The sequence below is a fragment of the Bradyrhizobium sp. 138 genome, assembly GCF_023074075.1.
GTDB lineage: Bacteria > Pseudomonadota > Alphaproteobacteria > Rhizobiales > Xanthobacteraceae > Bradyrhizobium.
This window is the reverse complement of the sequence record NZ_JADPKT010000007.1, coordinates 442,441-456,505: the sequence shown is the minus strand read 5'-3', so window position 1 is coordinate 456,505 and position 14,065 is coordinate 442,441. Positions and strand designations below refer to the sequence as shown.

8 protein-coding genes are annotated in these 14,065 nt (G+C 62.8%); all 8 read left to right on the top strand.

The annotated features are described in order from the left end of the window. The first annotated feature begins 24 nt into the window (after positions 1 to 24). The 8 genes from rpoC to rpsJ all read left to right on the top strand — a co-directional run bounded on the left by rpoC (position 25) and on the right by rpsJ (position 14,048). Positions 25 to 4,221: a DNA-directed RNA polymerase subunit beta' gene (gene rpoC, locus IVA79_RS06690; RefSeq protein WP_247551146.1), complete on the top strand. Its 4,197-nt coding sequence runs from the start codon at positions 25 to 27 to the stop codon at positions 4,219 to 4,221. Between the two features lie 193 nt (positions 4,222 to 4,414). After that, on the top strand, positions 4,415 to 6,478 hold the full coding sequence (locus IVA79_RS06685; protein WP_247551144.1) for an FAD-dependent oxidoreductase: 2,064 nt from the start codon (positions 4,415 to 4,417) through the stop codon (positions 6,476 to 6,478). Between the two features lie 132 nt (positions 6,479 to 6,610). After that, positions 6,611 to 8,632 carry an ABC transporter ATP-binding protein gene (locus IVA79_RS06680; RefSeq protein WP_247551142.1) on the top strand — a complete coding sequence of 674 codons (2,022 nt, stop codon included), beginning with the start codon at positions 6,611 to 6,613 and terminating at the stop codon, positions 8,630 to 8,632. An 832-nt stretch (positions 8,633 to 9,464) separates the two neighbouring features. Beyond that, positions 9,465 to 9,836, top strand: coding sequence for a 30S ribosomal protein S12 (gene rpsL / locus IVA79_RS06675; protein ID WP_007603006.1), 372 nt, complete (start codon positions 9,465 to 9,467; stop codon positions 9,834 to 9,836). Positions 9,837 to 9,851: 15 nt separating this feature from the next. Then, positions 9,852 to 10,322 (top strand): 30S ribosomal protein S7, encoded by a 471-nt coding sequence (rpsG, locus tag IVA79_RS06670; RefSeq protein WP_027520967.1) that lies wholly within the window; start codon positions 9,852 to 9,854, stop codon positions 10,320 to 10,322. A gap of 30 nt (positions 10,323 to 10,352) precedes the next feature. Continuing rightward, entirely contained in the window at positions 10,353 to 12,425 is a 2,073-nt protein-coding gene (gene fusA, locus IVA79_RS06665; protein WP_018322261.1) for an elongation factor G, read from the top strand. Positions 12,426 to 12,465: 40 nt separating this feature from the next. Beyond that, complete coding sequence (tuf, locus tag IVA79_RS06660; protein ID WP_008136415.1) at positions 12,466 to 13,656, top strand: elongation factor Tu; 1,191 nt, start codon at positions 12,466 to 12,468, stop codon at positions 13,654 to 13,656. Between the two features lie 83 nt (positions 13,657 to 13,739). Then, positions 13,740 to 14,048: a 30S ribosomal protein S10 gene (rpsJ, locus tag IVA79_RS06655; RefSeq protein WP_002712302.1), complete on the top strand. Its 309-nt coding sequence runs from the start codon at positions 13,740 to 13,742 to the stop codon at positions 14,046 to 14,048. The last annotated feature ends 17 nt before the right edge of the window (positions 14,049 to 14,065 follow it).

Here is a 14,065-nt window from a genome sequence, read left to right as displayed (position 1 = left end):
CGACCGGCACGCGAGGAGAAGACGATGAACCAAGAAATTATGAATCTCTTCAACCCGACGACGCCGGCTCAGGTCTTCGACCAGATCCGGATCTCGATCGCGTCTCCAGAGAAGATTCTGTCCTGGTCCTACGGTGAGATCAAGAAGCCGGAGACCATCAACTACCGTACCTTCAAGCCCGAGCGCGACGGCCTGTTCTGCGCCCGCATCTTCGGGCCGATCAAGGATTACGAGTGCTTGTGCGGCAAGTACAAGCGCATGAAGTACAAGGGCATCATCTGCGAGAAGTGCTCGGTCGAGGTCACGCTGTCGCGCGTCCGGCGCGAGCGCATGGGCCATATCGAGCTCGCAGCCCCCGTCGCCCACATCTGGTTCCTGAAGTCGCTGCCCTCGCGCATCGGCCTCCTGCTCGACATGACGCTGAAGGATCTGGAGCGGATCCTCTATTTCGAATACTACGTCGTGCTCGAGCCGGGCCTCACCGCGCTGAAGGATCGCCAGCTGCTGTCGGAAGACGAGTATCTGAAGGCGCAGGACGAGTACGGCCAGGATTCCTTCACCGCCATGATCGGCGCCGAAGCGATCCGCGAGCTGCTCAAGGGCATGGACCTCGAGAAGCTCGAGGCCTCCTTGCGCGTCGAGATGCAGGAGACCGACTCCGACATCAAGCACAAGAAGCTCGCCAAGCGCCTGAAGATCGTGGAAGCGTTCCGTCACTCCGGCAACAAGCCGGAATGGATGATCATGACCGTGGTTCCGGTGATTCCGCCGGACCTGCGTCCGCTCGTGCCGCTCGACGGCGGCCGCTTCGCGACCTCGGATCTCAACGACCTCTACCGCCGCGTCATCAACCGCAACAACCGCTTGAAGCGGCTGATGGAGCTGCGCGCGCCTGACATCATCATCCGCAACGAGAAGCGCATGCTTCAGGAAGCGGTCGATGCGCTGTTCGACAACGGCCGCCGCGGCCGCGTCATCACGGGCGCCAACAAGCGTCCGCTGAAGTCGCTCGCCGACATGCTCAAGGGCAAGCAGGGCCGCTTCCGCCAGAACTTGCTCGGCAAGCGCGTCGACTATTCGGGCCGTTCGGTGATCGTGGTCGGTCCCGAGCTGCGCCTGCATCAGTGCGGCCTGCCGAAGAAGATGGCGCTCGAGCTGTTCAAGCCGTTCATCTATTCGCGGCTCGACGCCAAGGGCCTGTCCACCACGGTGAAGCAGGCCAAGAAGCTGGTCGAGAAGGAGCGGCCCGAGGTCTGGGACATCCTGGATGAGGTCATCCGCGAGCATCCAGTGCTGCTCAACCGCGCACCGACGCTGCATCGCCTCGGCATCCAGGCGTTCGAGCCCGTGCTGATCGAGGGCAAGGCGATCCAGCTTCACCCGCTGGTCTGCTCCGCGTTCAACGCCGACTTCGACGGCGACCAGATGGCCGTGCACGTCCCGCTGTCGCTCGAAGCGCAGCTGGAAGCGCGCGTCCTGATGATGTCGACCAACAACATCCTGCATCCGGCCAACGGACAGCCGATCATCGTGCCGTCGCAGGACATCGTGCTCGGTCTCTACTACGTCTCGATCATGCGCGAAGGCCTGCCCGGCGAGGGCAAGGTGTTCGGCGACATGGCCGAGCTCGAGCACGCCCTGCACGCGAAGGTCATCCACCTCCACACCAAGATCAAGTACCGGTGGGAAGGCGTCGACGAGACCGGCAAGGTCTCCAAGCGCTGGATCGAGACCACCGCCGGCCGCGTCATGCTCGGCAATCTGCTGCCGAAGAACCCGCGCGTCCCGTACGAGATCATCAACAAGCTGATGACCAAGCGCGAGATCTCGGGCGTGATCGACCAGGTCTACCGCCACTGCGGTCAGAAGGAGACGGTGATCTTCTGCGACCGCATCATGGCGCTCGGCTTCTACAACGCGTTCAAGGCCGGCATCTCGTTCGGCAAGGACGACATGGTCGTGCCGAACTCCAAGTGGAAGATCGTCGACACCACCCGTACGCTGGCGAAGGATTTCGAGCAGCAGTACAACGACGGTCTGATCACCCATGGCGAGAAGTACAACAAGGTCGTCGACGCCTGGTCGAAGGCCACGGAAGAAATCGCCAAGGCGATGATGAAGGAGATCTCCTCCACCAAGAAGACGGCGAGTGGAGCCGATGCCGACATCAACTCGATCTACATGATGGCCCACTCCGGTGCCCGCGGTTCGCCGGCCCAGATGCGCCAGCTCGCCGGCATGCGCGGCTTGATGGCCAAGCCGTCGGGTGAGATCATCGAGACGCCGATCATCTCGAACTTCAAGGAAGGCCTCTCGGTTCTCGAGTACTTCAACTCGACCCACGGCGCCCGCAAGGGTCTCGCGGACACCGCGTTGAAGACCGCGAACTCGGGCTACCTGACCCGTCGTCTGGTCGACGTCGCGCAGGACTGCATCATCACGCAGAGCGACTGCGGCACCAAGCTCGGCATCAAGATGCGCGCCATCGTCGATGCCGGCACCGTGGTGGCTTCGCTCGGCTCGCGCATTCTCGGACGCACGGCCTGCGAAGACATTCGTGACAGCTCGGGCAAGGTGATCATCAAGCGCGATACGCTGATGGAAGAAAGCCATCTGGACGCCATCCAGCAGGGTGGTGTGCAGGAGGTGAAGATCCGCTCGGCGCTGACTTGCGAGCTCGTCAACGGCATCTGCGGCAAGTGCTACGGCCGCGACCTCGCCCGCGGCACGCCGGTCAACCACGGCGAAGCGGTCGGCGTCATCGCGGCGCAGTCGATCGGCGAGCCGGGCACCCAGCTCACCATGCGCACCTTCCACATCGGTGGTGCGGCGCAGCTCAACGAGCAGTCGTTCGTCGAAGCCAATTTCGACGGCAAGATCGTGATCAGGAACAAGGCCATCGCCCGCAACAGCGAAGGTCACCTGGTCGCGATGGTGCGCAACATGGTGGTGGCGATCGTCGATGCCGACGGCACCGAGCGTGCGACGCACCGCGTCCAGTACGGCTCGCGCCTGCACGTCGACGAAGGCGACAACGTCAAGCGCGGCCAGCGTATCGTCGAGTGGGATCCCTACACCCGTCCGCTCCTCACCGAAGTCGAAGGTACCATCGGCTTCGAGGATCTGGTCGAAGGGCAGTCGATCTCGGAAACGCTGGACGAGGCCACCGGTATCGCCAAGCGCGTGGTCATCGACTGGCGCTCGACCCGCGGCGGCTCGGACCTGCGTCCGGCCATCGTGGTCAAGGGCAAGGACGGCAAGGTGCTCAAGCTCGCCCGTGGCGGCGATGCTCGCTACATGCTGTCGGTCGACGCCATTCTCTCGGTCGACGTCGGAGCCAAGGTCAACCCGGGCGACATCCTCGCCCGTGTCTCGACCGAAAGCGCCAAGACGCGTGACATCACCGGCGGTCTGCCGCGGGTGGCGGAACTGTTCGAGGCCCGGCGTCCGAAGGATGCGGCGATCATCGCCGAAATCGCGGGCACCATCCGGTTCGGACGCGACTACAAGAACAAGCGTCGCATCTCGATCGAGCCGATGGACAAGACCGACGAGCCGCGCGAGTACCTGATCCCGAAGGGCAAGCACATCCACCTTCAGGACGGCGATGTCGTCGAAAAGGGCGACTTCATCGTGGAAGGCAACCCGGCGCCGCACGACATCCTTGCGGTCAAGGGCATCGAGGAGCTTGCGGCCTATCTGGTCAACGAGATCCAGGAGGTCTACCGGCTCCAGGGCGTGCTCATCAACGACAAGCACATCGAGGTGATTGTCCGTCAGATGCTCCAGAAGGTGGAAGTCACCGACCAGGGCGACACGGACATGATCTCCGGCGAGCAGGTCGACAAGATCGAGTTCGACGCGCTCAACGAGAAGGCCAAGGAAGAGGGCAAGAAGGTCGCCACGGGAACGCCGGTTCTGCTCGGCATCACCAAGGCGAGCCTCCAGACCCGCTCCTTCTTCTCGGCGGCCTCGTTCCAGGAGACCACCCGCGTCCTCACGGAAGCGGCGGTCAACGGCAAGGTCGATCCGCTCGAAGGCCTCAAGGAGAACGTGATCGTCGGCCGGCTGATCCCGGCAGGCACCGGCGCCTCCATGGCCAAGATCCGCGAAGTCGCCATGAAGCGCGACAAGCTGATCCTGGACGAGCGCGAGAAGCAGGCGGCCGTCGTGTCGCCCGCGCCGGAAGCGGAGCTTCCTGCACTGCCGCCTGCGGAATGATCCTTCATCCGTAGGAATACCGAGGACAATGAAAAGGCCGGCGTAAGCCGGCCTTTTTGCTGCTTTCATTGCCTGCTGCGATGCGGGATCGACCTTTGTTCATCTTTCCTTCAGGCGCAAAAGCGCTTCTGCTAGGAGAGTTTAGACCGGTGGATCCCGTGACGGGGGCAGGGCCGGAGACCACGGAACTTACATGCTCGATCTCGCAATCGTAGGCGGCGGCCCCGGTGGGCTGATGAGCGCCTGGTATCTCAAGCGCAAGCTCGGCGATCTCTGTCGCGTCACCATCTACGAGGCCTCCGACCGGCTCGGCGGCAAGATCGTCACGCGCAAGTTCGATTCCGCGCCTGCGATGTACGAGGCCGGCGTTGCCGAGATCTACGACTACTCGATGACCGGGCCCGATCCGCTGCGCGAGCTGATTCAGCATTTCGGGCTGCAGACCATTCCGATGGATGCCGAGCAGGTGCAGTTCGGCGGCGAGCTGCTGAGCGACGTGCCCGGCATGCGCCGCAAATACGGCGCCGAGACCGCGGCTGCGATCGAGGCGTTCCGCAAACGTTGTGCCGAGGTGATGTCGCCGATCGAATATTACGAGGGCGTCGGCGCGCACGACAACGACAACCCCTGGGCCTACAAGACCGCCGAGCAGGTGCTCGACGAGGAGGTCGAGGACGAAACCGCAAAGCGCTTCTTCAAGGTGATGGCGCGCTCGGACATCGCGACCGAGAGCCACAACACCAACGGCCTCAACGCGCTCAAGAACTATCTGATGGATGTCGACGGCTATATTGGCCTGTATTCCATCCAGAACGGCAATGAGCAGTTGATCGAGTGCCTGCAGTCGGAGGTCAACGCCGACATCCAGCTCAATCACCGCGTGCTCACCGTGGGCAGGGCGCCAACCGGCCGCTACCAGCTCAAGATGATGAACGGCAAGGGACCGGAGACCCGCGACTTCGATCTCGTGCTGGTCTGCCTGCCGCATTCCTGGCTCGCCACCATGGGGTGGGAAGGCGAACAGCTTCGCAAGTCGATGGTCAAGCACGTCTCCTATTTCGACCGTCCCGCGCACTACCTGCGCGTCTCGATCCTGTTCGACACGCCGTTCTGGGGCGAGAAGATTCCCGGCGCCTGGTTCATGTCGGAAGCCTTTGGCGGCTGCTGCATCTACAACGAGGGCGCGCGCCACGACGTCGGCAAGCACGGCGTGCTGAACTGGCTCATTCCCGGCTCCGACGCGCTGGCCTTCGCCAATCTGTCGGACCAGGAGCTGATCGACGCCGCGCTCAAGTCGCTGCCGGCTTCGCTCGGCAATGCGCGGTTGCATTTCATGGAAGGCAAGATCCATCGCTGGCTGTCGTCTGTGAACGCGATCCCGGGCGGTCTGCCCGTGCGCGACGTCATGACCAACCACCGGCCGGAGCCGAAGGAGCATCCGGGCATCGTGGTAGTCGGCGACTACCTGTTCGATTCGACGCTGAACGGCCTGCTCGACTCCTCGGACGCGGCGACCGACATCATCCTGACCGAGATGATGCGCCTGCGCCGCAAGCGCGCGCAGGATGGCAAGCCGGTCTCCGACAAGATCGACCGCGACTATTTCGAGAACTATCGCGGCCTTGGTCCCTATCACGAGGCATGGCGCCACTTCACCGACCCCGATTATCTCATCAGGCTGCTCGACATCGTCTGGGGCAAGACCAAGGGCGCCAAGCTGCTCGTCGCGGGCTCGGCCAGCGGCGAGCTGGTCGGTGCGCTGCGCGAGCGCGGCATCGATGCCTTCGGCATCGAGAACAACCGTGCGATCCACGCCAGGACGCCGAAGGCGCTGAAGAAGTACAACAAGCTCGGCTCGATCGCCGACATGCCGTTCAAGGACGGCGCGTTCGATTTCGTGTTCGAGACCAGCCTCTGCCATGTGTCCCCGAAGCAGGTGGTCCGCGCCATCAAGGAGCTGAACCGCGTGGTCAAGACCGGCCTGGTGTTTGGCTCGATCACCTCGGACATGGCTCCGGCTCTGATTGACCGCTACGACCTGCTGCGCGGCGTCAGGAAGCTCGGCACCTGGTGGGAATGGTCCGAGCTGTTCTTCGGCAACGGTTTCGACCTCTCGATGCACCGCAAGGACTGCACCGATGCGCTCTGGGTGGCGACGCTCGCCGCCAACAAGGGGCCGGGGCAGTGGTACGCCGACGCCGACAGCTTGCGCTATTCCTTCTTCGACAAGGTCGAGGACGAGGACGACGACGATTAGCCGCTTGGAGCGAGCGCCTTCGCCAATTGTTTTGCCGAATTCATCTTGATCGCATAGAATCGGTGCAATAGCGGTTACCGCTATCTCCTGCTTTCTCTGCGGTCATGCCGGCCGTCAGCATCGGTTGGTTTCATGGCGTCCAAACCCCTCCCGCCCGACAAACAGAAGCTCGCCGCGGAAGAGGCGGCCGAGCTCGACGACAAGCTCGCCGCCGCCAGGCCGGACCTCGAAGACGACGAGGACGGCGAAGACGAGGCAGATGACGAGCTGGAACTCGATGACGACGATGAGGACGAGGACCTCGTCGTTTTTACCGCGCGCGAGGCCGCCGGCGCGCTCGCGACCATCGTTGGGTTCGTCAAGCCCTATCTGACCAATTACAAGCGGATGCTGTCATTCGTGGCGTTCGGCGTCTTCGTCGAGACGCTGTTCAATGTCATCATGCCGCTCAGTCTCAAGTTCCTGATCGACGATGCGCTCGGCGAAGAGGACTTCCAGGCGCTGTACAAGATCCTCGGCGTGCTCGCCGTCGCCGGCATCTTCACCTCGATCGTCGCAGTCTGGTACGAGCGCTGGGATGCGCGGTTGGCCGCCTGTGTCATCTCCGACGTCCGCAAGCACCTGTTCGAGCACGTCCAGGACCTGCCGGCGGCCTATTTCGGCCGCACCAAGCGCGGCGAGATTTTGTCGCGCTTCTCGGTCGACCTCTCGGCCTTCGAAGGCGCGGTGAAAACTTTCGCCAACAGTGCCGCGCTGCCGTTTCTGGAATTGATCGCCGGCATCATCCTGATGGTGTCCTTGAACTGGCAGCTCGCGGCGGTCGCGCTGCTCGTATTCCCGATCACGCTGATCGGCCCGCGGATCCTGACGCCCAAGGCGGTGCAGGCCAATTACGAGCAGAAGCTCAACGAGAGCGCGCTGCTCGGCATGGTGCAGGAGAACGTGGCGGCGCAGGCCGTGATCAAGGCGCTCAGCCTGCAGCGCAAGATGTTCGGCTTCTTCACCTTCCGCAACGACGAGACGCGCAACAAGATCGCCTCGGCCGCGTTCCTGTCGACCATGGTGGAGCGGACGGTGACCATCTCGGTGCTGCTGCTGCACCTGGTCGTGCTGGCCATCGGTGCGTATCTGGCCACCAAGGGCCAGATCACCATCGGCACCTTCGTCACCTTCGAGAGTGCGTTCTGGGAGGTCTCCTACAACATCGCTCATGTGATGCATTTCATCCCGGTGTCGATCTCCTCGGCCGCCGCGATCCGCCACATCCAGGAGCTGCTGGACGAGCCGACCCGCAGTGCCGATCGCGCTGGCGCGCCCGACCTGCCGTGCATCACCAACGACATCACCTTCGATCACGTCACCTTCCAGTACGAGGGCAGTCAGACGCCGGTGCTAGACAATCTCAGTCTCAAGCTCAATGCGGGCAGGCGCATCGCGATCGTCGGCCCGAGCGGCTCCGGCAAGAGCACGCTGCTCAACCTGATCCTGCGGCTCTACGTGCCCAGCGAGGGGCGCGTCGCCATCGACGGCGTCGACGTCCGCAAGGTGACGCTGGATTCACTGCGCCGGAGCATGGCGGTGGTGTTCCAGGAGAACATGCTGTTTAACATGTCGATCCGCGAGAACATCCGGCTCGGCAAGGAGGGCGCCAGCGACGAGGAGGTGGAGGACGCCGCCAAGAAGGCCGAGATCCATCGCTACATCATGAGCCTGCCGCAGCGATACGACACGCCGGTCGGCGAGCGCGGCGACACCCTGTCGGGTGGCCAGCGCCAACGCATCGCGATCGCGCGCGCGATCATCCGCAACCCCTCGGTGCTGCTGCTGGACGAGGCCACCTCGGCACTGGACCAGACCACGGAAGCTGCGATCAACCGGACGCTGCTCAAGCTCGCCAAGGGCCGCACCATGATCTGGTCGACCCACCGCCTGACCTCGGTGGTCGAGATGGACGAAATCATCGTGATCTCAGGGGGCAGGGCGATCGAACGCGGCTCGCATGCCCAGCTGCTCGCCAAGAACGGCACCTATCGCAAGCTGTGGAACGACCAGATCCACCAGCCGCATGGCGCGGCGGCTCACGCCGACGACGACAGAGACGATGACGATGAAGTCGACCTCGAGGATGACGAGGACGACGACGGGAAGGAGTGACCGGGGGCGCACCGATTCTGGTCATCGGCATGCGCGCGGTCCGCACCTCACGGTCAGATCTTCGATTCGATAATCCGCTCGGATAGCTCTCAGGCAGGCGGCCGGAGCTTCGAAAAGCCGGGCAGCCGATACCACCGGCGTCAGTCGAGTGGGCGTCTCATCGCCCCGAAACGGAGAGATTAGCGTGCCTTAACGCTTTACGAGCAGAAAAGCCCTTGCGGGCGGCTATAAAGTTACTTTTTGCCCGGGTATAAATCGCCAAAGGGATGGCGAAATGTGAGCTGTGGTCCCATATCAGGGCGGCGCGGCGAGAGCGGCAAACAGCGATTTTGACAGGCTCCTGAGCGCTTTGTGACTGTCGTTTCGCCTTGACTTGAACGATTCTCACTTATAGAAAGCGCCTCACTTAACGACAGGCGGTGAGCATCGCCAGCGTCGGAACGGGCCACCCATTTGATCCTCTTGGGATCGCTGTGATGGGCACCAACCTCGACGAATGCCGCTCAAACGCTGTCGATCATAGCTAGGCAATGCCAGTGCGACTTTAGTTCTCTTGAGCACGTTCTCTTGAGATCGAATTCGGATGCATGACCTCAGTGCGCGGGCCGCGGCTTTATGCTGACCGGCCTCAATACTGCGGTCCTCTGTGGCGTCGAAGCGCTTTCCGCTCGTTGATGGAGCGGTTGGCGCAATTTCGCTTTGTGCGGATTGTTCCGCGGAAGGCGACCTCGTCGGGCAGGTAGCTCGAAAGAATTTGCAGTCCCGGCGACGGGCTGCGGCAAAGACAGCGGATCCGAAAAGGGTCCGCGACAGAACAAAGGGTAAGGCCAGGATGCCGACGATCAACCAGCTGATCGCTCAACCGCGTGAAGTGCAGAAGTCGCGCAAGAAGGTGCCGGCGCTGCAGCAGTCGCCGCAGAAGCGTGGTGTTTGCACCCGCGTCTACACCACGACCCCGAAGAAGCCGAACTCGGCGCTTCGTAAGGTCGCCAAGGTGCGCCTGACCAACGGCTTCGAGGTGATCGGCTACATCCCCGGCGAGGGCCATAACCTCCAGGAGCACTCGGTGGTCATGATCCGCGGCGGTCGCGTCAAGGACTTGCCCGGCGTGCGCTACCACATCCTCCGCGGCGTTCTGGATACCCAGGGCGTCAAGAACCGTAAGCAGCGTCGTTCGAAGTACGGCGCGAAGCGTCCGAAGTAAGCGGGAACCAGGTCCATGTCTCGTCGCCACTCAGCGGAAAAGCGCGAAGTCCTTCCCGATCCGAAGTTCGGGAACATCATCGTCACGAAGTTCATGAACTCGGTGATGTACGCCGGCAAGAAGTCGGTCGCCGAAGGCATCGTCTACGGTGCGTTCGGTATCATCGAAACCAAGACCAAGCAGAACCCGCTCGGCGTGTTCGAGCAGGCACTCGAGAACGTCATGCCGACGATCGAAGTGCGCTCCCGCCGCGTCGGTGGCGCGACCTACCAGGTCCCGGTCGAGGTTCGTTCGACCCGCCGTCAGGCGCTAGGCATCCGCTGGCTGATCTCGGCTGCGCGCGAGCGCAACGAGAAGACCATGACCGAGCGGCTGTCGGCGGAACTGCTGGATGCGTCGAACAACCGTGGCAACGCCGTCAAGAAGCGCGAAGACGTGCACCGGATGGCGGAAGCCAACCGCGCCTTCTCGCACTATCGCTGGTAACGGCGACACACGGAATCTGAGGAACACCCAATGCCCCGCGTTCATGCCATAGAGAATTACCGCAACTTCGGTATCATGGCGCATATCGATGCCGGCAAGACGACGACGACCGAGCGCATCCTCTATTACACCGGCAAGAGCCACAAGATCGGCGAAGTGCACGAAGGTGCCGCGACGATGGACTGGATGGAGCAGGAGCAGGAGCGTGGCATCACGATCACCTCGGCTGCCACCACCGCGTTCTGGGCCGGCAAGCGTCTGAACATCATCGACACCCCCGGCCACGTCGACTTCACCATCGAAGTCGAGCGTTCGCTGCGCGTGCTCGACGGCGCCGTTTGCGTGCTCGACTCCAACCAGGGTGTCGAGCCCCAGACCGAGACCGTCTGGCGCCAGGGCGACAAGTACAAGGTTCCGCGCATCGTCTTCGCCAACAAGATGGACAAGACCGGTGCCGACTTCTTCAAGTGCCTCGCCGACATCGTCGACCGCCTCGGCGCCAAGCCGATCGCGATCCAGCTTCCGATCGGCGCCGAGAACAACTTCAAGGGTCTCGTCGACCTCGTGAAAATGCAGGGCATCATCTGGAACGATGAATCGCTCGGCGCGAAGTTCGATTATGTCGACATTCCCGAGGATCTCGTCGAGCAGGCCAAGGAATACCGCGAGAAGATGGTGGAAGCCGCCGTCGAGCTCGACGACGACGCCATGGCCGCCTATCTCGACGGCAAGGAGCCGGACGAAGAAACGCTGAAGCGGCTGATCCGCAAGGCGGTCCTGACCGGCGCGTTCTATCCCGTGCTGTGCGGCTCGGCCTTCAAGAACAAGGGCGTTCAGCCGCTGCTCGACGCCGTCGTCGACTATCTGCCGTCGCCGATCGACGTGCCCGCGATCAAGGGCACCGACGACCGCGGCAACGAGGTCGTGCGCAAGGCGGACGACAAGGAGCCGCTCGCGCTGCTCGCGTTCAAGATCATGGACGACCCGTTCGTCGGCACCATCACCTTCTGCCGCATCTATTCCGGCGTTCTGCAGAGCGGCACCGGCGTCGTGAACTCGACCCGCGAGAAGAAGGAGCGCATCGGGCGCATGCTCCTGATGCATGCGAACAACCGCGAAGACATCAAGGAAGCCTATGCCGGCGACATCGTCGCGCTGGCCGGCCTGAAGGAAGCGCGCACCGGTGACACGCTGTGCGATCCCGACAAGCAGGTGATCCTGGAGAAGATGGAATTCCCCGAGCCGGTCATCGAGATCGCGATCGAGCCGAAGTCCAAGGCCGACCAGGAAAAGCTGGGCGTGGCGCTGGCCAAGCTCGCCGCCGAGGATCCGTCCTTCCGCGTGTCGACCGACCAGGAGTCCGGCCAGACCATCCTCAAGGGCATGGGCGAACTCCATCTCGACATCAAGGTCGACATCCTCAAGCGCACCTACAAGGTCGACGCCAACATCGGCGCACCTCAGGTTGCGTTCCGTGAGCGCGTCACCAAGAAGGCCGAGGTCAAGTACACCCACAAGAAGCAGACCGGCGGTACCGGTCAGTTCGCGGAAGTGTCGATCGTGGTCGAGCCGAACGAGCCCGGCAAGGGCTACGAGTTCGAGTCCAAGATCGTCGGTGGTGCGGTTCCGAAGGAATACATCCCCGGCGTCGAAAAGGGCCTCAACAGCGTGATGAGCTCCGGCGTGGTCGCGGGCTTCCCCGTGGTCGACGTCAAGGTTCAGCTCGTCGACGGCAAGTATCACGACGTCGACTCGTCGGCGCTCGCCTTCGAAATCGCATCGCGCGCGGCATTCCGCGAAGCGTTGCAGAAGGGCAAGTCCGTCCTGCTCGAGCCGATCATGAAGGTCGAGGTGGTGACCCCGGAAGACTACACCGGTTCGGTCATCGGCGACCTGAATTCGCGGCGCGGTCAGATCCAGGGTCAAGACATGCGCGGCAACGCCAACGTCATCAACGCGATGGTGCCGCTCATGAACATGTTCGGTTACGTGAATAACCTGCGCTCGATGAGCCAGGGTCGCGCAACCTTCACCATGCAGTTCGACCACTACGCAGAAGCGCCGGCCAACGTGTCGGCAGAAGTCCAGAAGAAGTTTGCCTGATTGTCGTCGGTCACGAACTGACGATTGAACGGAGAGTCAAATGGCCAAAGCAAAGTTTGAACGTAACAAGCCGCACTGCAACATCGGCACCATCGGTCACGTCGACCATGGCAAGACGTCGCTGACCGCGGCGATCACCAAGGTTCTCGCCGAAGCCGGCGGTGCGACGTTCACCGCGTACGACCAGATCGACAAGGCGCCGGAAGAGAAGGCGCGCGGCATCACCATCTCGACCGCGCACGTCGAGTACGAGACGCCGAACCGCCACTACGCCCACGTCGACTGCCCCGGCCACGCCGACTACGTCAAGAACATGATCACCGGCGCCGCCCAGATGGACGGTGCGATCCTGGTCGTGTCGGCCGCTGACGGCCCGATGCCGCAGACCCGCGAGCACATCCTGCTCGCCCGCCAGGTCGGCGTGCCCGCGCTGGTCGTGTTCCTGAACAAGTGCGACATGGTCGACGATCCGGAGCTGCTCGAGCTCGTCGAGCTCGAAGTCCGCGAGCTGCTCTCGAAGTACGACTTCCCGGGCGACAAGATCCCGATCATCAAGGGTTCGGCGCTCGCCGCTCTCGAAGACTCCGACAAGAAGCTCGGCCACGACGCCATCCTCGAGCTGATGAAGAACGTCGACGAGTACATCCCGCAGCCGGAGCGTCCGATCGACCAGCCGTTCCTGATGCCGGTTGAAGACGTGTTCTCGATCTCGGGCCGCGGCACCGTCGTGACCGGCCGTGTCGAGCGCGGCATCGTCAAGGTCGGCGAGGAAATCGAGATCGTCGGTCTGCGCGCCACGCAGAAGACCACCGTCACCGGCGTCGAAATGTTCCGCAAGCTGCTCGACCAGGGCCAGGCCGGCGACAACATCGGTGCGCTGCTCCGCGGTACCAAGCGTGAAGACGTCGAGCGCGGCCAGGTGCTGTGCAAGCCGGGTTCGGTCAAGCCGCACACCAAGTTCAAGGCTGAGGCTTACATCCTCACCAAGGAAGAGGGCGGTCGCCACACCCCGTTCTTCACCAACTACCGTCCGCAGTTCTACTTCCGCACCACCGACGTGACCGGTGTCGTGCACCTGCCGGAAGGCACCGAGATGGTGATGCCGGGCGACAACATCGCGATGGAAGTGCACCTGATCGTGCCGATCGCGATGGAAGAGAAGCTCCGCTTCGCGATCCGCGAAGGCGGCCGCACCGTCGGCGCCGGCGTCGTCGCCTCGATCATCGAGTAACAAGCGAATAGGGAATGGTGAGTGGCGAATAGGGAATTCTATTCGCTACTCGCTACTCGCCACTCACTAGAGAAAGCACGGCAATGAACGGCCAAAACATTCGTATCCGTCTCAAGGCGTTCGACCATCGTATCCTCGATACGTCGACCCGCGAGATCGTGAACACGGCGAAGCGCACCGGCGCGCAGGTCCGCGGACCCATCCCGCTGCCCACGCGCATCGAGAAGTTCACCGTCAACCGTTCGCCCCACGTCGACAAGAAGAGCCGCGAGCAGTTCGAGATGCGCACTCACAAGCGCCTGCTCGACATCGTCGATCCGACCCCGCAGACCGTCGATGCTTTGATGAAGCTCGATCTGGCCGCCGGTGTCGACGTCGAGATCAAGCTCTGAGCATGACCCCGAAAAGT